This window comes from Saccharopolyspora sp. NPDC002376, from assembly GCF_053593195.1.
Window position 1 is genome coordinate 41414 of record NZ_JBSFBZ010000046.1, and the last position, 19877, is coordinate 61290.

At 68.4% G+C, this 19877-nt stretch carries 19 protein-coding genes; 11 read left to right on the forward strand and 8 right to left on the reverse strand.

The features are described from left to right. Positions 1-46: 46 nt before the first annotated feature. The gene (locus tag ACWCO2_RS26490) at positions 47-343 is read right to left on the reverse strand and encodes a hypothetical protein (protein ID WP_450130476.1); all 297 of its coding nucleotides are present in this window, start codon (positions 341-343) and stop codon (positions 47-49) included. A 410-nt stretch (positions 344-753) separates the two neighbouring features. Between ACWCO2_RS26490 and ACWCO2_RS26495 the strand changes: the two genes are divergently transcribed. From ACWCO2_RS26495 to ACWCO2_RS26510, 4 genes are all read left to right on the forward strand, one after another. Then, a complete protein-coding gene (locus ACWCO2_RS26495; protein ID WP_450130477.1) occupies positions 754-1236 on the forward strand; it encodes a GNAT family N-acetyltransferase in 483 nt (160 codons plus the stop codon). Next, positions 1233-1694, forward strand: coding sequence for a GNAT family N-acetyltransferase (locus tag ACWCO2_RS26500; RefSeq protein WP_450130478.1), 462 nt, complete (start codon positions 1233-1235; stop codon positions 1692-1694). Before ACWCO2_RS26495 ends, ACWCO2_RS26500 begins: the two co-directional genes overlap by 4 nt. Beyond that, positions 1691-2212, forward strand: a complete 522-nt coding sequence (locus tag ACWCO2_RS26505) for a GNAT family N-acetyltransferase (RefSeq protein WP_450130479.1) — start codon at positions 1691-1693, stop codon at positions 2210-2212. Before ACWCO2_RS26500 ends, ACWCO2_RS26505 begins: the two co-directional genes overlap by 4 nt. A gap of 173 nt (positions 2213-2385) precedes the next feature. Further along, positions 2386-3000 (forward strand): TetR/AcrR family transcriptional regulator, encoded by a 615-nt coding sequence (locus ACWCO2_RS26510; RefSeq protein WP_450130480.1) that lies wholly within the window; start codon positions 2386-2388, stop codon positions 2998-3000. A 34-nt stretch (positions 3001-3034) separates the two neighbouring features. Here the strand turns inward: ACWCO2_RS26510 and ACWCO2_RS26515 are convergent, their stop codons facing one another. Beyond that, positions 3035-4705 carry an acyl-CoA dehydrogenase family protein gene (locus ACWCO2_RS26515; protein ID WP_450130481.1) on the reverse strand — a complete coding sequence of 557 codons (1671 nt, stop codon included), beginning with the start codon at positions 4703-4705 and terminating at the stop codon, positions 3035-3037. 139 nt (positions 4706-4844) lie between these two features. On the opposite strand from ACWCO2_RS26515, the gene ACWCO2_RS26520 reads away from it, so the two are divergent. Beyond that, positions 4845-5333 carry a SixA phosphatase family protein gene (locus ACWCO2_RS26520; protein ID WP_450130482.1) on the forward strand — a complete coding sequence of 163 codons (489 nt, stop codon included), beginning with the start codon at positions 4845-4847 and terminating at the stop codon, positions 5331-5333. Between the two features lie 52 nt (positions 5334-5385). Here the strand turns inward: ACWCO2_RS26520 and ACWCO2_RS26525 are convergent, their stop codons facing one another. Together ACWCO2_RS26525 and ACWCO2_RS26530 are read right to left on the reverse strand one after the other, a co-directional pair. Continuing rightward, positions 5386-6957 carry an alkaline phosphatase D family protein gene (locus tag ACWCO2_RS26525; RefSeq protein ID WP_450130483.1) on the reverse strand — a complete coding sequence of 524 codons (1572 nt, stop codon included), beginning with the start codon at positions 6955-6957 and terminating at the stop codon, positions 5386-5388. A gap of 112 nt (positions 6958-7069) precedes the next feature. Further along, a complete protein-coding gene (locus ACWCO2_RS26530; protein WP_450130484.1) occupies positions 7070-9571 on the reverse strand; it encodes a M14 family zinc carboxypeptidase in 2502 nt (833 codons plus the stop codon). 200 nt (positions 9572-9771) lie between these two features. Here ACWCO2_RS26530 and ACWCO2_RS26535 point away from each other — a divergent pair, with 200 nt between their 5' ends. Beyond that, a complete protein-coding gene (locus ACWCO2_RS26535) occupies positions 9772-10578 on the forward strand; it encodes a thioesterase family protein (RefSeq protein WP_450130485.1) in 807 nt (268 codons plus the stop codon). 74 nt (positions 10579-10652) lie between these two features. Further along, the gene (locus tag ACWCO2_RS26540; RefSeq protein WP_450130486.1) at positions 10653-11243 is read left to right on the forward strand and encodes a cysteine hydrolase family protein; all 591 of its coding nucleotides are present in this window, start codon (positions 10653-10655) and stop codon (positions 11241-11243) included. Positions 11244-11531: 288 nt separating this feature from the next. On the opposite strand, the gene ACWCO2_RS26545 is transcribed toward ACWCO2_RS26540, so the two are convergent. The 4 genes from ACWCO2_RS26545 to ACWCO2_RS26560 all read right to left on the reverse strand — a co-directional run bounded on the left by ACWCO2_RS26545 (position 11532) and on the right by ACWCO2_RS26560 (position 14920). Then, positions 11532-12161 carry an IclR family transcriptional regulator gene (locus tag ACWCO2_RS26545; RefSeq protein WP_450130487.1) on the reverse strand — a complete coding sequence of 210 codons (630 nt, stop codon included), beginning with the start codon at positions 12159-12161 and terminating at the stop codon, positions 11532-11534. A 3-nt stretch (positions 12162-12164) separates the two neighbouring features. After that, a complete protein-coding gene (locus ACWCO2_RS26550) occupies positions 12165-13058 on the reverse strand; it encodes a hydroxymethylglutaryl-CoA lyase (protein ID WP_450130488.1) in 894 nt (297 codons plus the stop codon). Between the two features lie 4 nt (positions 13059-13062). Then, the gene (locus ACWCO2_RS26555) at positions 13063-14274 is read right to left on the reverse strand and encodes a CaiB/BaiF CoA transferase family protein (RefSeq protein ID WP_450130489.1); all 1212 of its coding nucleotides are present in this window, start codon (positions 14272-14274) and stop codon (positions 13063-13065) included. A 304-nt stretch (positions 14275-14578) separates the two neighbouring features. Further along, complete coding sequence (locus ACWCO2_RS26560) at positions 14579-14920, reverse strand: MmcQ/YjbR family DNA-binding protein (protein ID WP_450130490.1); 342 nt, start codon at positions 14918-14920, stop codon at positions 14579-14581. Between the two features lie 203 nt (positions 14921-15123). Here ACWCO2_RS26560 and ACWCO2_RS26565 point away from each other — a divergent pair, with 203 nt between their 5' ends. The 4 genes from ACWCO2_RS26565 to ACWCO2_RS26580 form a co-directional block, all read left to right on the forward strand. Then, on the forward strand, positions 15124-16461 hold the full coding sequence (locus tag ACWCO2_RS26565) for a GntP family permease (RefSeq protein WP_450130491.1): 1338 nt from the start codon (positions 15124-15126) through the stop codon (positions 16459-16461). A gap of 66 nt (positions 16462-16527) precedes the next feature. Continuing rightward, the gene (locus tag ACWCO2_RS26570) at positions 16528-17442 is read left to right on the forward strand and encodes a GlxA family transcriptional regulator (RefSeq protein WP_450130492.1); all 915 of its coding nucleotides are present in this window, start codon (positions 16528-16530) and stop codon (positions 17440-17442) included. 91 nt (positions 17443-17533) lie between these two features. Beyond that, positions 17534-19075, forward strand: a complete 1542-nt coding sequence (locus ACWCO2_RS26575; protein ID WP_450130493.1) for a UxaA family hydrolase — start codon at positions 17534-17536, stop codon at positions 19073-19075. A gap of 315 nt (positions 19076-19390) precedes the next feature. Further along, a partial coding sequence (locus ACWCO2_RS26580) for a cbb3-type cytochrome c oxidase subunit I (RefSeq protein WP_450130494.1) occupies positions 19391-19877 on the forward strand: 487 nt, incomplete at its 3' end.

A 19877-nucleotide genomic window follows, 5' to 3' on the forward strand; every position in this document is an offset into this window, starting at 1 on the left:
CGGCTCCGCGCTGTCCGCGAATCGCTGCGAACCGGTGGTTCCGAGATCAGTGGTGGTGGTGGCCGTGCGGTTTCTGACTCGCGTTCTGGTTCGAACTCTGATGGTGGGCGTGGTGGTGCTTCGGGTTCTCACTCGCATTCTCGTGCGCACTCGCCTGGTGGTGCTGGTTCCGCCCGATCACCTGGTCCTGCCCCATTTGGCAGGCCGGGTTGTTCATGTCGACGCAGTTCACCGGGGCTTGTGAGGGCGAGTCGAGCGGCGAGGCCATGGCGAGCGCGGGTGCACCTAGCAGCAGAGGCAACGCCAGCGCGAAGCCGGCCAGGCCGCGCAGGGTGGAACGCATGTCGTTCCGCCTCCGATCGATGGGTCGGCGGACACTCCGAGAAAAGCGCGAAGTCCCGCGCGTAGAGTTGATTACACTTCCACCGTACAAACCGGGCACATCGCCGGTCACCCCGGATTCCATGATTTTTCCGGGCAAAACCACCTCGACTTGCGGCGGAATTCCCGGATGCCCGATATCGGGACGAAATACCCTGGCTTCTCCACCTAGAAAAGCGTCGTTTCCGCGAAATCAAACCGAAGGTTCCTCCGACTCGGCCGGTCGAAGGCACCTTGCACCTATTGCGCGGTCGAACCCGATCAGCGGGGTGCCATCCGGATCGCGCAGTCGAGGCGGATCGTTTCACCGTTGAGGTAGGGAAGCTGAAGGTTCGGCCTATATCCAGTGGACAGCCGGGTGAGAATCAGCGGGTGCGAACCTTGAGCATCGAGCCCACCGCTGTGGACCAGCCCGCCGTCATCAGCCTGCTCCGCGAGTACACCGACGAGATGGCCAGCCGGTACTACGGCCGCCCCGCAACCGATGCGGAGGTGGACGCGGTGATCGCCGAAGACTCCAACAAGGGACTGTACCCGCCCACCGGCGTGTTCCTGGTGGCCCGCGAAGGCTCCGAACTGGCGGGCTGCGTCGGCATCCGCGAACTCGAACCCGGTGTCGCGGAGCTGAAGCGGATGTACGTCAGGCCCCAGGGACGCGGACTCGGAGCGGGTGCCCGGCTGCTGGCCGCGGTCGAGGAGCACGCCCGGGAACTCGGCTACCAAGCGATCCGCTTAGACACCCGCAACGACCTGGTGGAGGCCCGCGGTCTCTACGCCAAGCACGGGTACCAGGAGATCCCAGCCTTCAACAACGGCCCCTACGCCGAGCACTGGTTCGAGAAGGTCCTGGGGTGACCCCGCAACCGTTGACCGCCGCCGACGCGGGCGAGATGCTCACGTTGCAGCGCGCCGCATACGTCCCCGAAGCGCAGGCGCACGACGACTTCCGGCTGCCGCCGCTGGTGGAGAGCCTCGATGATGTCCGCGCCGCCCTCGCCCGGCCGGACTGCCAGGCATGGGGCGTCCGCGAGTCGGGACGGCTGGTCTCAGCGGTCCGCGTGGAGCTGGGCGAAACCACGGCCGCGCTCGGTCGGCTGGTGGTCGCGCCGGACTGCCAGCGCCGGGGTCTGGGCACCGCCCTGCTGACGCACGTCGAGCAGCACCTTCCGCCGCGGATCGCCGCGATCGAGCTGTTCACCGGCGAGCACAGCACTTCGAACCTGCGCCTCTACCGGCGTCTGGGCTACCGGGAGACGCACCGGACCTCGGCCGGTCACTACGAGCTGATCCACTTCCGGAAGTCTCTGGGATGAACGAGCGCGTCGCACCACCGGTGATCCGGACCGAACGGCTCGACCTGGAGCCGCTCCGCGCGGACCACGCCGACGAGATGTCCGAGGTGCTCGCCGCCCCGGAGCTCTACGACTTCATCGGTGGTGCACCGCTCACCGCGTCGGAACTGCGCTCCCGCTACGTGCGGATGCTGGCGGGTTCTCCGGAACCCGCGGTGTCGTGGTGCAACTGGGTGATTCGGCTGCGCGCCGAAGACTGCCTCGTCGGCACGGTGCAGGCGACGATCAGCCCCGGCTACCCCGGTCCCGCGGCCCAGATCGCCTGGGTGGTGGGCACCGGCTGGCAGAAGCGCGGCATCGCGAAGGAATCCGCGCTCGCCCTGGTCGACTGGCTCCGCCGGCTACCGGTTCGCTGCGTCATCGCCCACATCCGCCCGGACCACCAGGCTTCGGCCGCGGTCGCAGCGGCGGCAGGTCTGGAACCGACCGGCGATGTCCACGACGGAGAACTCGTCTGGCGATTGCCCCTCACCACCTGACTTCCTGCCGTCAGCGCGCGGGATGTGCGGTCCGGGTCGGCTGTCCGGCGAATGCCAACGCCGCGGCGAACACCACCTTGAAGACACCGTCGGCGACGATTCCCACCAGCATGTTTCTCCTCCCGGTCCATGAGCACCCTCGTCCGTAATCTGATTATGACTATAATCAGATTATGCGAAAGACAAGAGCGCAGGCCAGGGAGGACAACCGCCGCGCCCTGCTGGACGCCGCGTTGCAGATCGTGCCCCGAGACGGGTACCGAGCCAAGCTCGAGGACATCGCCGAGCGGGCCGGCCTGACCACCGGCGCCATCTACTCGCTGTTCGGCAGCAAGAACGGCCTGGTGGTCGCGCTGGTCACCGACTACCTGCAACCGCACTACGAGGAGATCGAGCAGGCGGTGCCCGCCGAACTGGATCTGCGCGCCGCAGTGGATGCTTTCGCCCGGCACTACCGGCGCACCTGCGACGCCCCCGACGCACTGGCCGCGCAGTCGCTCCAGACCACCCTGCAGGACATGGCCCTGCACGACCCGAAGCTGCGCACCCAGCTCGCCAAGTCCGTCCAGGAACAGGAAACCCACCTGATCGCACTGTTCACCGGACGAACCCACAACGGGACCGTCGTGACTCAAAACCAAGCAGAACACCTCACCACTGCGCTCAGAGCACTGCTCATCGGCCTGAGCCAAGGCGTCGCCTTCGGCCTGGCCCCCACTGCCGACGAAAACTACTTCGCCGACGCAGCCCGCGCCCTGACCTCCCTCGTCGACCACGTCGCGGAGTAGCGTGCGACCGACCCGCCCAGTCCTGACCTGCTGGTCAGCTGTCGACGAGTTCTTCCAGGTGGCGCAAGGCTTCTGGGACCGGGTCGGTTGCTCGGAGGACGTGGTGGAGGTAGGTGTTGGCCACCAACAGCTTACGGCGACCGAGGCCGGTTCGGGCTTCGTGGTCGGCTTGTTCGAAGAGCAGTGATGCCATCGTGGTTTGGGCCGCCAGGTCGGTGAACTCGCCGCACATCGCTTGGGCGTAGTCGTCGCTTTCGGCCAGCAGGGACTTGCCGAGGGAGCGAACTCTGTCCACTTCGGACATCAGCTGTTCCACTCCGGCCGCCACGTCCGCGTCGGTGATGCTTTCCAGGCGTCGTTGGGCGGTTTCGGCGAGGAGTTCGTGGGCGTTGTCCTTGCGGATGCAGCGCAAGACGTCCAGGGCGATCACGTTGCTGGAGCCCTCCCAGATCGAGCCCAGGTGGGCGTCGCGGACGAGCCTGGGGTTGATCCAGTCCTCGATGTAGCCGTTGCCGCCGCGGATCTCCATCGCCTCGCCGGTCACCACGCGTGCCTTCTTGCACAGGTGGTACTTGCCCAGCGGGGTCAGGACGCGGATCAGCCGGCGCGCTTCGGGATCACCGGCGTCGGCGCGGTCGAGGGTGGCGGCGGCTTCCAGCACGAATCCGAGACCCGCCTCGGTGTGCAGCAGCATCGGCAGCAGAATCTTGCGCATCAGCGGCTGGTCGAAGAGCGGTTTGCCGAAGGCCACCCGCTGGCGGGTGTGCGCGATCGACTCGTTCAGCGCGCGCCGCATCAGCGCCACCGCGCGCATGGCGTTGGACAGCCGTGAAACGTTGACCATCTCGGCCATCTGCAGGAATCCGCGGGACAGGTCGCCGACGGGCAGCGCATAGCAGTCCTCCAGCGTCACCTCGCCGCTGGCCATCGAGCGGCTGCCCATCTTGTCCTTGAGCCGGTCGATCCGGTAGCTGTTGCGGCTGCCGTCCGGGCGCAGCCTCGGCACCATGAACATCCCGAGCCCCTTGGTGCCCTCCGGGCCGCCCGGAACTCGGGCCAGGGTGAGGATCACGTCGGCGGAAACGTTGGAGGCGAACCACTTCTGCCCGCGCAGTGTCCAATGTGAACCGTTCGGGGTGGCCTCGGTTTCCGTGCGGCCGACGTCGCTGCCGCCCTGCTTCTCGGTCATGAACATCGCGCCGGTCAGCAGCGAGTCGAAGTCCGGCGAGCTCAACCCGTCGATCTCGCGGGCGAACAGCGACTGGTCGCCGAACCGGCGCAGCACCCGGGCGGCCGAGTCGGTCATCGAAACCGGGCAGAACAAGCCGAACTCCGCCTGCACGAACACCGATGACAGGCCGTACTTGACCACGTGCGGCACCGCGGTCGGCCAGCCGTGCACGCCCGGCCGGTGCGACATCGCGGCGAACCCGAACCGCTCGAACGCCAACCGCGACATCTCGGTGTAAGCCGGGTGGTAGACCACCTCGTCGACCCGCTCACCCGCGGCGTCGTACTGCCGCAGCTGCGGCGGGTTGACCTCCGCGACCGCGGCCAGCTCGTCCAGCTCCCCCGCCGCGACCGCGCCGACGTCGCGCAGCACCGGTTCCACCCGGTCCATCGAATCGACGTACCGGGCGAGCAGGGGGCGCAGAGCTGGATCGAGATCGACGAAGTTCATGACCAGCACGTTTTCACCGCTCATCCTGAGCTGTCCAATACCGAATGGCCCCCTCGCTGAGACTCCCACCGACTCAATCCCTTCCTGCGCTCCGAAAGCAGGCGCCGGTGCGGGCATCCCTCTACCGTGTGGTGGGAACGTCGGCGAGCGGGTGGGGCGGGACATGGTGGATGCGGAGCGCAAGCTCGTGCTGATCCGGCACGCGAAATCGGCCTGGCCGGACGACGCCGACGACTTCGACCGACCACTGTCCGACCGCGGCCGCCGCGACGCACCGGCCGTCGGCCACTGGCTGCGCGACAACGCCGCGGCCATCGAGCTGGTGCTCTGCTCCCCCGCCATCCGGGCGCGGCGGACCTGGGAACTGGCCGCTCCCGAGATCCCGGCCGAGCCGCGGTTGAAGTACGACGACCGGATTTACGCTGCCTCCGCCCGCGAGCTGCTGGCCGTCCTCCGCGAGGTCCCGCCGACGGTGATGACCGCTGCCGTCATCGGCCACAACCCCGGCCTGGAAGACCTGGTCAGCTTGCTCACCGACGAACCCGCCGTGCTCAAAACCGCCGCGGTGGCCGTGCTCGGCCTCCAGTGCCCGTGGGCGTCCGTCGGCCCGGACTGCGCCACCGCAGTGGATTTCGCCAAGCCACGGGGTTGAAGCCCACCCCGCCACCGGCCCCTCCCGAGGAGGAGCCGGTAGCGGGAACGGGTCAAGCGGGCTTGACTCCGGGCCGGCGGTCTTCGACCACGTAGGTGGCGCGGGTCGAGATCTCCGCACCGGGGCGTTCGATGAACGGGACCACCCGGTAGTCGCTGCGCCAGAGCTCCGGCGTCAGGGTGCAGCGGACGTAGCCGCGCTGGGAGTTGAAGAACTTCATGTGCGGATTGGCCGCGAGCATCGTGCGGCCTTCGTCGGTCATGTCGGCACCGTCTCCCCCGCTGGTGATCGACGTGCCGACGAACTCGCTGGCCACGGTGGGCGAGGCGGCGTCCTCAAAGTCGCTCTTGAGGTCCCAGGCGTAGTTCTGGTGCCGGTCACCGGTGATCACCACAAGGTTGCGCACACCGCGCTTGGTCGCGCCCGCCAGCACCGCGTTGCGCTCCGCCACGTAGCCGTCCCACGGGTCCATGAACAGCTTCTTCTCCGGGCCCGCGTCGAGGTCGGTCTCCCCCATCGGCGCCTGGTTGCCAATGATCTGCCACCGCGAGCGGCTCCTGGAGAAGCCGTCCAGCAGCCACTCCCGCTGCTGTTCGCCGAGGATCGTGCGGTCGGGGTCCAGCCGTTCGTCGCAGTCGTACTTCGAACCGTCACCGCAGGGCTGGTCGTCGCGGTACTGGCGGGTGTCGATCATGGTGAGATCCGCCAGCTCGCCGAACGCCAACCGGCGGTGCAAGCGCACGTGCGGGCCGTCGGGCAGCGCGCTGCGCCGCAGCGGCAGGTTCTCGTACATCACCTGGAACGCCGCGGCCCGCCGCTTCAGGAACACCTCGGGATCATCGTCGTCCTGGGAGATGTCACCGGCCCAGTTGTTGTCCACCTCGTGGTCGTCCATCGTGGTGATCCACGGGAACGCCGCGTGCGCGGCCTGCAGGCTCGGGTCGGTCTTGAACAGCGAGTACTGCAGGCGGTAGCGGTCGAGGGTTTCGGTCTCCGACTTGAACTCCGAGCCCAGCTCGATGCCCCGCTTGTTGTCGGTCTGGTCGTACTCGTAGATGTAGTCGCCGAGGTGCACGACGAAGTCGAGGTCCTCGGCCGCCAGGTGCTCGTAGGCGGTGAAGAAGCCCGCGCTCCAGTTCTGGCAGGACGCGAAGGCGAAGGACAGCGAAGCCAGCGCGGCCGCAGCGGCGGGCGCGGTCTTGGTCCGGCCGACGGGGCTCAGGTCGCCGGCGGCCCGGAAGCGGTAGAAGTAGTGGCGGCCCGGCTCCAGACCTGTGATCTCGGCGTGCACGGAATGCGCGAGCTCCGGGGTCGCGGTGACCGAACCGCGCCGCACCACACCGCGGAACTGCTCGTCGGTGGCGACTTCGTACTGCACCTTCACCGGTTTCGCCGGCATTCCCCCGGAACCGTCGGCCGCTAACGGTTCCGGGGCCAGCCGGGTCCAGATCACCACACCGTCGGGCAGCGGATCTCCGGAGGCCACCCCCAGCGAGAACGGGTATTCGCCGCGCAGTCGCACGTCGGCCGCTGCGCTGCTCCACGCTCCCGTGCCCAGCAGGACCGCGGCCGCGCTCCCGCCTCCGATGCCCAGCGCCTTGCGGCGATTTACCTTCCCTGGCATTCACTACTCCTTCCGCTAATCGGGCAATGGGCCGATTCTGCCGATCATGGGCATCGAGCAGACCACGATCAACTGTCGTAGCAGTGAACGTCGGGAACTGGCCACACCGTCGTCACGGCAAGCTGATCGCCACCACTTCGCGGCCGAAACCGGCAACCTGGTCGGCAACGCTGCGCGCCCACGGGTGCTCGTCGGAGCTCATCCCGCCGAGGTCGACCTTGAAGCGCACCGCGCCAGGACTGCGCACCACTTCCGCGTTCGCGCCGTGCTCGGCGAGCAGCCGCTGCACCTGGTCGGCGACGGCCGGTCGCACCGAGAGGACCATCCGGTCTGACGTTGCGGCGGTGGGCGCCTCGACGGCCTTCGCGACCGCCTGCGGCGCGTTCGCTGGCTTCGGTCCGGTCATGGCGTTGTGCAGCAGCTTCGCCGTGCCGTTGGTGAAAGCGCGGTAGTTCGGGTCGAAGCCGAACAGCACCACCCGGCCGTCACCGGATGCTTCGTCCACGACCGCGGTCTTGCCGTGCAGCTGCTCGGCGCCCGTGCCGAATCCGGAGAGGTACCAGTCCGGGTCGCCTTCGGCGGGGAAGCTCGCCACCGACGACTCCGCCGGGGCCGACCACACCGCCTCGTACTCGTACATCGCCCACGCAGTCGGGCCGACGCCCTCGGCCAACGGGCTGTCCGAGTCGACCTGCATCCGGATCAGCGCCCCAGGAATGTTGGAGGTCGGTTCGGTGTAGGTGGCCGAGGTGAGTCCGAGGCGAGCCGCCAGCCGCGAGGCGTCGCGCAGCGCGATCAGCGTCCCGCCGCCGCGGACCCACTCGGTCAGCGCCGCCCGGCCCTGCTCGCCGAGCGAGTCGAAGGCCTCCTGGTCCGAACCGTTCGGGACGACCAGCACGTCGTAGTCGGCCAGCGCACCGGCTGCGATCTGGTCGGCGGCCACATCGCCGAAGTCCAGCTTCTGGTCGCCCAGCCACCAGCGCAGCCAGCCCGCCGATTCCGTCGCCGCGCTGCCGTTGGAGATCTGCCAGACCGCCGTGCTCGGCGCATCAGCGACCGGTCGCGCTGCCGGTTCGGCCTGCTCGGGCAGGAGCATTGCCTGCGGCCGCAGGTCGGTGCCGGAACGTCCGCCGCTGATGTTCTCCAGCAGCGGGCTGCTCCAGGCCGTGACGTCGTAGAAGTACGGGAACGGCACGTAGCTGTTCTCGTTGAGCATCGCCTGCACCCAGTGCTTCTGGCCCTGCTCCATCGGGATCCACAACGTCCCGGCCGGCAACGTCGTCGACTGCTCGGCGCGCCCGTACTCGGTGTAGTCGGGAACCTCCAGCGGTCTGGCCAGCCGGTAGACATCGACGTCCATCCGCTGGAGCCGCCGCGCGAGGCGCTGCACCTCGGCGGATTTCGCCGGATCGTCGGTGCGCAGGAAGTAGTGCTTGACCTTGATGTCGGGCACCGGGTTGGTGATCTCGCCGTCGTTCCAGTACAGCTGGTTCGGCTCCAGCTCACCGGCCGCGCCCTGCCGGTTGGCCTCCAGGTGCTCGGCGCGCCATTCGGCGAGCAGCTGCTCGTCCTGCGCCCCGGCGGCCATCAGCGTCGACCAGATCGCGGTGTACTGCTCCTGGAGCCGCTGGGGTATCGGGTCCTCGGAGTTCTTCTCGAAGGTCATCCCGGCCGCGTTGAAGCCGGTCAGCGGCACGGTGTCGCCGTAGCCGAGGTACATCAGGTCGTAGGACTCGCCGTTGAAGTACGGGATGCCGAACCGGTCGAACGCCTGCTGCATGGCCGGGCCGTACACGTCGTAGACCCAGTTCAGCGGCGTTTCCCCGATGTCGTGGTAGACGGGGTCGGCGTTGGGCGGGAAGAAATAGCCCTTGCTGCCCATCTCGTGGGCGTCGATGAACATCTGCGGCGGCAGTTCGCGCAGCTTCTCCAGCTTGCCCTCGGTCTCGGGCTGGGTGCGGGCGAACCAGTCGCGGTTCATGTCGAACCCGTTGGCGTTGCGGCGGGTGTCGGCCTCGCGCCCGTCCGGGTTCTGCGTCGGCAGCACCACGACGATGGCGTTGTCGAGGATCGTCTGCGCGGTGCAGTCGGTGCGGGCGGCCAGCTCGTAGAGCACGCGTAGCGCCGCGTCCGTGCCGCTCTCCTCGTTGCCGTGCACGTTCGCGCCGAGCCACAGCACTGCTGGGGTGTCGCGGATGATCTGCTGCGCGGCGGGTTCTGGGGTCTTCGGGTCACGCAACCTGTTGAGCTGCTTGCCGATGTTCTGCAGCGCTTCCGGCCGCACCCACTTCTCCTGGCCGACCACCGCGTAGTGCAGCGGGCGCCCCTCCACCGAGGTGGCCAGCACGCCGTCGACGACCTTCGGACTCTTGTCGGCGAGCGCCTGGAGGTAGGTGCCGGATTCCTCCGAGGTGACCTCCCGCTCGCCGAGGTCAACGCCCAGGACGTCGCGCGCTGTCGGCACCGAATCGTCCACCGCTGGTTGGGTGAACGGGTCGCAGGACGGTGCCGCGGCAGCCTGGGGCACCGCGAGCAGCGGCAAGGACACGAGCAGCGCAGCAGTGCCGGTCAACCACTTCGAGCGACCGGCTCCTCGGAACGTGAAGATCGCCATGTGACCGCCCATCTCCGAGTGCTGAATTGCCCGGCAGTCGATCACGCCGTCACCAGCGGAACAAGCGCCGATCGGGGACGAACGGGATGAGTCAACGGAAACTGTCGCTCGACGCGCCGAGGCTCAAAACCGCTCAACCGCTGTCCGGGGCTTGTCGTAGGGTGCTCGGCGCGGGATGTGCTGGAAGCCTAGGAGGATCGATGGCCGAATCCGCTGGTCTGGGACCGTTCTTCAGCTCGGACGGGGACCACCTCGTCCCCGCTCCGCACGCGAACAGCCCGTGGGCGCCGGACATGGTGCACGGGCGTCTGTTCGGCGGTTTGCTCGCCCGGGCTCTGGAACGCGAGCACGGCGAGCCGGGCCTGCACTTCAGCCGGTTGACCGTCGATCTGTTCCGCAACGCCAAGCTAGCGCCGGTGCGGGTGGAGACGCAGCGCGTCCGCGACGGGCGTCGGATCCGGGTCGCCGATGCGACGGTGTTTTCCAGCGACACCCCGGTCGCGCGAGCGAGCGCGGTGTTGTTGCGTCGCGGTGAGCAGCCCGCGGGCGCTGTGTCGAGCACTCCGCCTTGGGATGTTCCGGCGCCCGAGGAGATCGGTCCGCCGCGCACCGAGTCCGATGGTTGGCCGCCGCCGTTCGACATCTGGATGATCGACACCGACGGCAACCCCACCGAGGACTGGCGGGGCAGCGGTCCGCGTCGCGCCTGGGTGCGGGACCGGTGCGACCTGGTGGCGGGCGAGTCGATGTCGCCGCTCGTGCGGGTCGCGATCGCGGGCGACTTCGCCAGCCCGATGGTGAACTTCGGCGAGGATGGGAAGCTGGAGTTCATCAACGCCGACTACACGCTCACCCTCGCCCGCCTCCCGCTGAGCGAGGCCATCGGCGTCGAAGCGACCGGCCACCTGAGCGAGGACGGCGTCGCGGCGGGCAGCTGCACGTTCCACGACGCGAAGGGGCCGATCGGGTTCAGCACGCTGACCGCGGTGGCCAACCCGGCCGTCTAACTTGACCGGATCGTTCCGCCTCGCGCCGTGATCGTGCCTTCCCGGTCACGGCGCGGGCGACGAGACTTCTCGGCGTGAACAAAGCACTCCTCGTCGTCGACGTCCAGGAATCCTTCCGGCAGCGCCCGCTGTGGCAGGCCATCTCCAACCCCGAAATCGTCACCCACGTCAACCGCCTGGTCGACCACGCACGCGCCGAGGGCGATCTGGTGGTCTGGGTGCTGCACAGCGAACCGGGCACCGGTGGCGCATTCGACCCGGTCAACGGGCACAACGTCCTGCAGGACGGGCTCGTCCCGACCGAAGGCGAACCGCTGCTGACCAAGACCTCCCACAACGCCTTCACCACCACGAAGCTGCACCAGCTGCTGACCCAGCGCGGCATCCGCGAGCTCAGCGTGTCCGGCATCCGCACCGAGCAGTGCTGCGAGACGACGACCCGCGTCGCCTCCGATCTCGGCTACGACGTCACGTTCGTGACCGATGCGACGGCGACGAACCCGATCCCCCACCGCGACGCCCCGGCCGACCTGACGGTGCCCGAACTCCTCGCGGACCCCCGAACCCTGCACAGCGAGGACATCATCGCCCGCACCGAATACGCCCTGTCCGGCCGCTTCGCCACCATCCGCACCGTCGCCGAGCTCACCGGCACCCCGGTGTGACCAGATCCGTCTACCCCACCCGGCGCCGATGCGGACCCTCCCGCGAGTTCAATGGAAATCAGACGTCTGATTTCCATTGACCTTGCGTCATCCCCGGCGCCGGGCGAAACCACAGTTTCAATTGAAACTGTAGTTGTCCCCCACGGCCGATCACAGTTTCAATTGAAACTGTGGCCCGGGCGCTCGACATCGGTGAACGCCCGGAGGTGCTCAAGGACTACCCGGCGCCGCCGAGCTGCACGTCTCCGTTTGCGCCCATCTGGATCAACTAGATGGTGCGCCGCAGAGCTAGGTCTTCAGGGCGGATTCGATGCGGACCGCTGCGGCGACCACGTCTGCTCCGAAGCGCTGGCCGGGGCTGGGGTGGCGTTGAGTCGGGGCCGAGAGGCAGACCGCTGCGGCGATGTCGCCGTGCAGGCGGACCGGGGCGCTGACCGATCCGACGCCCGGCGCCCGGGCTTCCACGCTCTCCACCCAGCCGTGGCCGCCCGGGGCCTGCTCGCCGAGCAGGACCCGCGCCGCCGATCCGTGCGGCAGCGGCAGCAGGCTGCCCACGGGTTGGCTGGCGCGCAGCTCCTCCGCCGACTCGATGCTCACCACGCACAGCCGGTAGTCGGCGCGGCGCACCCACAGCTGCGCGGATTCCCCTGCTGCTGCGACCAATTCCGCCAGGATCGGCCGCGCTGCTTCAGTCAGTCGCGAGGTGGCGAACCGCGGGCCGAGGTGGAAGTAGCCTGCACTGTCGCGTCGCAGCAGGCCGTGCGCGACGAGCGCGGTGGCCAGGCGGTGCGCGGTGGACGTGGTCAGGCCCAAGGTCCTGGCGAGGTCGCTGGTGCCCATCGGGTTGCTCTCGACGCAGTCCAGGATCGCCACCGAACGATCCAGCACCCCGACGCCTGTGGTGAACGATTCGGCCATCGCCTACCGCCGGACCTCGGCTGGTGCGGCCGGGATCTTCGCCAGCGCCGACGGCAGCGCGTGCCCGACCAGTCGGGCGAGGTGTTCGCGCAGATCGCTGAGCTTGGTGACGTCGATGCCGGTGTCGATGCCCTCCCGGTGGAACAGGTGGATCAGGTCGTCAGCAGCGATGTTGCCGGTCGCTCCCGGCGCGAAGGGGCAGCCGCCGAGCCCGCCGAGCGCAGCGTCGAAGCGCCGGATGCCGCAGCGGTATGCCTCCCAGGCGTTGGCGTCAGCCATGCCGTAGGTGCTGTGCAGGTGCAGCCCGATCCGCTCGATCGGGAACACGTCGCGCACTGCGGTGAGAGCTCGGTTGATGTCGCCGGGCGAGGCAGCGCCGATGGTGTCGGCGAAGTGCAGCACGTTGACGCCGATCTCCTCGTAGTGCCGGGCGACCCGGACCACGCGCTCGACCGGGGTGTCACCGTCGAACGGGCACACGAACGCCGTCGCGATGCTGCCCTCAGTGCTGACGCCAGCGTCGTGCAGGACCTCTGCCGAGCGGGCCAGCCGCTGCATCGCTTCCGCAGTGCTGACACCGGAATTCGACGTGCTGTGGCCTTCGCTGGCCGACATCACGAGCCGCGCGTTCTTCACGCCCGCCTCGACCGCGCGCTGCGCACCGCGCTCGTTGAGCACGAGCGTGTGGAACGTCGCAGGCTGATCGGCGAGCCCGGCGACGACGTCGGCGGTATCGGCCATCGTCGGAACCCGCTTCGGGCTGACGAACGATCCGATCTCCAGGTGCTGGAACCCGGCGTCGACCAGCAGCTCCCCGAACCGGACCTTGTCCGCGGTGGGCACGACGACCGGTTCGATCTGCAGCCCGTCGCGCAGCGACACCTCGGTGATGAGCACCAAATCAGATCACTCCTTCGGCCTGCAGGTCAGCGGCTTGCTCGGGCGAAATCCCCAGTTCATCGAGGACTTCGCCGGTGTGCGCACCCAGCTCCGGGCCGAGCCAGCGCGTGCGGCCCGGTTCCTCGGAGAGCTTGGGCACGATGCCGGGGAACCGGACCTCGCGGGTCTGGTCCTGCTCGATGCGCACCTCGTGGCGTTCGTGCATGCCGCGCGCCTCGTAGTGCGGATCGGCCACGATGTCCGGCACGTCGTAGATCGGTCCACTGGGGACGGAGGCCTCCGCGAGCAGCTCCAGGATCCGCGGGCTGTCGGCCGTCGCGGTCCAGGCGCTGATCGCCGCATCGATCTCGTCGCTGCGCTCGACCCGGCCGACGTTGGTCTGCAGCTGCGGGTCCTCGGCCAGATCCGGCCGGTCGATCAACCGCATGAACCGGCCGAAGATGGCGTTGTTGTTGCCGCCGACGACCACGTACTTGCCGTCCGCGCACTGGTAAGTGCTGGACGGGACAACGCCGGGGATCGTCGGCCCGGTGGCCTCCCGCGTGACGCCGAAGGCGTCGAAGTCGGGTACCGAGGACTCCATGAGCGAGTAGATCGCCTCGTAGAGCGCGACGTCGACGGTCTCGCCCGGCTGACCTGCGCGGCGACGGAGCAGCCCCATCAGCGCACCGATCACCGCGTAGAGCCCGGCCACCGAGTCGGCCAGGCTGACCCCGGTGCGCACCGGCGGCAGGCCCGGGTAACCGGTCAGGTGCCGCACTCCGCCGAAAGCTTCAGCGACACCACCGAAACCGGGGCGCTCACGGTAGGGACCGGTCTGGCCGAAACCGGAGATCCGCACCAGCACCGCTTCGGGGTTGAGCGCGCGGATCTCGTCCGGGCCGAGCCCCCACTTCTCGAGGGTGCCGGGCCGGAAGTTCTCCAGGACGATGTCGGCGCCGCCGATGAGCTGTCGCGCGATGTCCTGCCCGCGGTCGGACCGCAGGTCCAGGGTGATCGAGCGCTTGTTGCGCGCCATCGCGCGGAACAGCAGCGACACGTCGCCGCCGTGCAGCCGCCAGCTGCGCAGCTCGTCCCCGGTGCGCGGCCGCTCGACCTTGATCACGTCGGCGCCGAACTCGGCCAGGATCCGGCCGGCGGTCGGCGCGGCGATGAAGTTGCCCAGCTCGACGACCCGGATCCCGGTCAGCGGGCCGTGTCCCGTGGACGTCATCGGTCCTCTCCTGTTGTCAAGTGCGTTGGTGGCGGGGCGATGTGCGCGCCCGCGGGCCACGAGGTGTCCGCCTCCGCGAGCCCTGCTGTGCCACTATTTGGGAAACTCTTCCCAAAACTGACAAGCAGCGAACGTAGCCGCCCGAATCCACCCGCACAAGGCCCGATTGACCCGCCCTGACGGAAACTTCCGATTCAACTACGGCCCGGCAAAATTCGGTCACACAATGCGACCACGTCCGTCCACACAGGACACACCGATGCTCCGACACGGGTACCGCGTTCCACCGGAACGAGAGCGGGGATCAGCGCAGGGGGTTGGCTTCGACGAGGTAGTCGGGGGCGGAGAGGCGCCAGGCCTCGTAGACCAGCTCTTCGAGCTCGTCGGCGGCGATCTTCGGCAGGTGCACCACGACCCAGCCGAAACCACCGGCGGTGAACTGGATCTCGAACACTTCGGGCCGCTCCGAGACCAGCGCGATCTGCTCGGACAGGGTCTGCTTCAAACCGACCGTGCTGGTGCGCGGCCAGTAGTAGCCGAACCCCTTGCCGTGCACGCTGAAGGACGTGTAATCGCGCCCCTCCCCCGGCTCGACGTCGGCGAGTCCGTCGATCATCCGCAAGAACCGACTGCTGGCCACACCCATGCCCGGCATCATCGCGCACCCCACCGACAATCGCCGAACGCCCTGCTGGCGACGGCCTTGATCGCTCCGCGGCCGTGTGTATGCTGTGCCGGTCCGCCTTCGTCCCCGCCGGTTGAGCACAACTCTTCCCCGGCGGAAAAGAGCCCTGTCCGCGGCAAAAGCTGGAGTCGGCCGCGCCGGCCCCGACGAATCGGACGCTTCGAATGTCGGACATCGCAGTCTTCGCCAACACCGCGATCACCATCGTCGGTGTCGTGGTGCTCATCCTCCGGGTCAAGATCAGCCCGGCGATCGCGCTGGTGCTCGGCGCGATCTACCTGGGCCTGGTGTCAGGTCTGGGGCCGGAGCAGACGATCAAGTCCATCACCACCGGCTTCGGCGACCTGATGACCGAGGTCGGGCTGCTCATCGCCTTCGGCGTGCTGCTGGGCTCGCTGATGGCGTCGCTGGGCGCGATCGAGCAGCTGGTCGACCGCCTGGTGCGCATCTTCGGCCCGAAAACCCTCCCCTACGCCTTCGGCACCACGGTCGGCACCGTGCTGCAGTCGATCTTCGCCGACGTGCTGCTGGTGATCACCGCACCGCTGGCCAGCCGGTTGTCCCGGCAGATCGGCCCGCACGGCGCGGCGCGGATGTGCGCGGCGATGGCGCTGGGCATCGAGGTGGGCCTGGTGTTCGTGGTGCCCGGTGTCGGTGCGGTCGCGCTGGCCGGGGTGCTGAACCTGCCGTTCGGCAAGATGTTCATCTTCGGCGTCGTCACCGCCGTGTTCACCATCATCACCACGCTCGCGCTGTTCACCGCGCTGGCCAAGCGCGGCCTGTGGAACCCGAAGCTGGACGAGACCGAGGAACTGCCGGTCGCCGACGTAGAGCCCGAGGCCGAGGCCGACCGGAAGTTCCCGCCGCTGGCCCTGTCGCTGTCCCCGCTGCTGCTGGCGCTGGTGCTGATCGCCGTCGGGGCGATCGCCGAGATGCTGGAGTTCAGCTCCCTGGTGGTCGACTTCCTCGGCGACCCGGTCATCGCACTGCTGATCGGCCTGATCGGCGCGCTGATCATCGCCCGCTGGAAGCTGCCCGCGGAGCAGACCGAAGCGGCGTTCAAGCGCGGCTTCCACGAGAGCGGCCAGATCCTGATCCTGACCGGTGTGGGCGGTTCGCTGGCGCAGACGGTCAAGGACGTCGGGCTGGGCGAACTGCTGAAGGACTACTTCACCACCAACACGCTCGTCCCGCTGCTGCTGGTCTGGGCGGTGGCGGCGGTGCTGCACATCGCCGTCGGCTCGGTGGTGCTCGCCTCGATCACCGCGGCCGGCGTTCTGGGCCCGGTGATGCCGCTGCTGGGCATCGACCCGGTCTTCGTCGCGCTGGCGGCGGGCGCGGGCTCGCTGTTCGTCATCCACGCCACCAGCAACACGTTCTGGCTCTTGCAGACGCTGCTGCCCCAAACCACCCGGGGCGCGCTGAAGTCGGTGACGCTCACCGTCTCGGCGGCCTCGGTCATCGCCATGATCCCGATCCAGGTGATGGCCTTCCTGTTCTGAACAGCCGTCCTGTGAGCACTTCCGGGCGCTGCGACACCCCGAAGTGCTCACGGGACGTAGGCTGGGATGATCGTGCGACGCATCGTCTTCCTGCTGCTGCCCCGGCTGCACCTGCTCGACCTCGCCGGACCCGCGCAGGTGTTCTCCACCGCGGCCAACCATGGCCACGACTACGCGCTGTCCTACGTCGGCCAGAGCGAGAACGTGCTGAGCGCACAAGGACTTCCGCTGCACGCCGACACTGAATGGCCGACGCTGACCCCGGACGACCTCATCCTGGTGCCGGGTTCAAAAGTGCCCAATCCGCCGCACTGGCCGCGGCTGCACGCAGCCTCCGCCGAGCAGCTCCGCGCGCACCACGATGCCGGTGGCGCGGTGGCCAGCGTGTGTTCCGGGGCTGATGTCCTGGGCCAGGCCGGGCTGTTGCACGAACGGCGCTGCACCACCCACCACGATCTGCAGGACGGACTCGCCCGCCGGTACCCGACCGCGACCGTGGTGCGCGACGTGCTGTTCGTCGAGGACGCCCGGATCACCACCTCGGCCGGGATCGCCAGCGGCATCGACCTCGCGCTGCACCTGGTCGCCACCGACCACGGCCCGGGAGCAGCGGCGAAGGTCGCTCGCGACATGGTCGTCTACGCCCGCCGCAACGGCGACGACCAGCAGGCCAGCGCGATGCTGCGCCACCGCGCGCACCTCAACGACGCGGTGCACCGCGTCCAGGACCTCATCGACGCCCGCTTCGCGGAACCGCTCCCGCTCGCCGAGCTCGCCGCTGCCGCGGGCTGCAGCGAGCGCACGCTCACACGCTCCTTCGCGCACGCCACGGGGCTGACGCCCCTGCGCTACCAGCAGGCGCTGCGCATCGAGCGCGCTGAGCACCTGCTCGCGCAGGGCGCGACCACCGACGCTGCCGCGCGCGCCGTCGGCTTCACCAACGCGCGCATGCTCCGCCGCCTGCGCTCTCGCGACAGCTGACACCGGATCGGCGTATCCGCACGCCGTGACAAGCCATGGTCGGCTGTTTAGCATCGGATTCACGACGTGGAAATATCTTCATAATCGTGAAGTGAGGGTGGTCCGGTTGCCGTCGCTGGATGAGTTGGGATTCCGCCTGCACGCCGATGATTCGGTCCTCATCGCCCGCACCGACGTGGCTCCGGGCACCTACTCCGGGCTGAACGTGCCCAACGAGGTCCCGCGCGGGCACAAACTGGCCACTGTGGACATCGCACGGGGCGCGCCGGTCCGCAAGTACGGCCAGATCATCGGTTTCGCCTCCCAGCCCATCACCGCGGGCGAGCACGTGCACACGCACAACGTCGATTACCAGGAGTTCCAGCGGGAGCACGCGTTCGGCGCCGACGTGGTGCCCACCGAGTACGTGCCGAGCGCGCAGCGCGCCACTTTCCAGGGCTTCGTGCGCCCAGACGGCCGGGTCGGCACGCGCAACTACCTCGCGGTGCTGACGTCGGTGAACTGCTCGGCGACCGCGGCGAAGATGATCGCCCGCCGCATCGAGGCCTCCGGCGTGCTCGACGACTACCCGAACGTCGACGGTGTCTGCCCGCTGACGCACACGCTGGGATGCGGGCACAGCGGGCAGGGCAACGAGGGGTTCGAGGTGCTGCGGCGCGCGCTGCGCGGTTACGCCGGGCATCCCAACATCGCCGGACTGCTGGTGATCGGACTGGGCTGCGAGGTCAACCAGGTCAAGAGCCTCACCGAAGACCTGCGGCTGCCGCCGGGCATGCCGGTGCACGCCATGACCATCCAGGAACTCGGCGGCACCAAGAAGACGGTGGCCGAAGGCGTGCGGCGGATCGAGGAGATGCTGCCGATCGCCAACGCCTTCCACCGCCAGGCCGTGTCAGCGGACAAGCTGATCCTCGCCATGGAGTGCGGAGGGTCCGACGCCTACTCCGGGATCACGGCCAATCCCGCGTTGGGCGCGGCTGCGGACCTGCTGATCCGGAACGGCGGCACGGCGGTCTTCGGCGAGACGACCGAGATCTACGGCGCCGAGCACCTGCTCACCCGGCGGGCGGTCAGCCGCGAGGTCGGCGAGAAGCTGGTGGACCGGATCGCCTGGTGGGAGAAGCACGTTCAGATAGACGACAGCTCGATCAACAACAACCCCTCCCCCGGCAACAAGGCGGGCGGGCTGACCACGATCCTGGAGAAGTCGCTGGGCGCGGCGGCCAAGGGCGGCACTACCAACCTCGTCGACGTCCTGCGGTACGCCGAGCCCATCACCGACCAGGGCCTGATGTTCATGGACACGCCCGGCTACGACCCGGTCAACGCCACCGGGCTGATCGCCGGCGGCGCGCAGCTGCTGTGCTTCACCACCGGCCGCGGTTCGGCGTTCGGCTGCAAGCCCGCGCCGAGCATCAAGCTGGCCACCAACACGCCGCTCTACGAGCGGATGAGCGACGACATGGACATCAACTGCGGCGTCATCGCCGACGGCGAGCTGACTGTAGCGGAGATGGGCGCGCAGATCTTCGACCACATCCTCCGGGTGGCCTCCGGCGAGGAGACCAAGAGCGAAGAACTCGGCTACGGCGAAGAAGAGTTCGTCCCCTGGCATCTGTCCACAGTGCTCTGACACGGATCCCGGCTCGCCGGACGCCGTCGGACGCCGCTGGCATGTTCAGCGGACATGTCGCGTTGGGGTTCGTCACCCCCTGTCGAACCTGGCGATCAGGTGCATCTCTGCCGTGTTACGTTGATACTTAGTGTGCTAAATAATAGCGCACTAAGTAAATGGCGACTGCGGAACCAGGGCGCGAGGTTGGCACCGGTTCCGACGCGTCGACGCGCGGCCAGGAGATGTTCGGAGACGGATGTGACTGACTTAGCCCAACGACCCACCTCAGTGCGCCCTCGTTCGAGGCCGGCCAAGGGGTCGGCTCCGCTGCGGATGTTCCGCACCACGGATCACAAGCAGATCGGCATCCTGTACCTGATCACGTCGATGGTGTTCTTCATGGTCGGCGGCCTGATGGCGATGCTGATCCGCGGCGAGCTCGCCGTCCCGGGGATGCAGTTCCTGTCGCAGGAGCAGTACAACCAGCTGTTCACCATGCACGGCACGGTGATGCTGCTGCTGTACGCGACACCAGTGGTGTTCGGGTTCGCCAACTACATCCTGCCGCTGCAGATCGGTTCCCCGGACGTCGCGTTCCCGCGGTTGAACGCCTTCGGTTACTGGCTGTTCACCTTCGGCAGCCTGGTCGTGCTGTCGGGCTTCCTGCTGCCGGGTGGGGCGGCGGACTTCGGCTGGTTCGCCTACACCCCGCTGTCGGACGCCTCGCACTCGCCGGGCCACGGCGCTGACGTGTGGATCACGGGTCTGGTCGTCTCCGGCCTGGGTACGATCCTCGGTGCGGTCAACATGATCACCACCG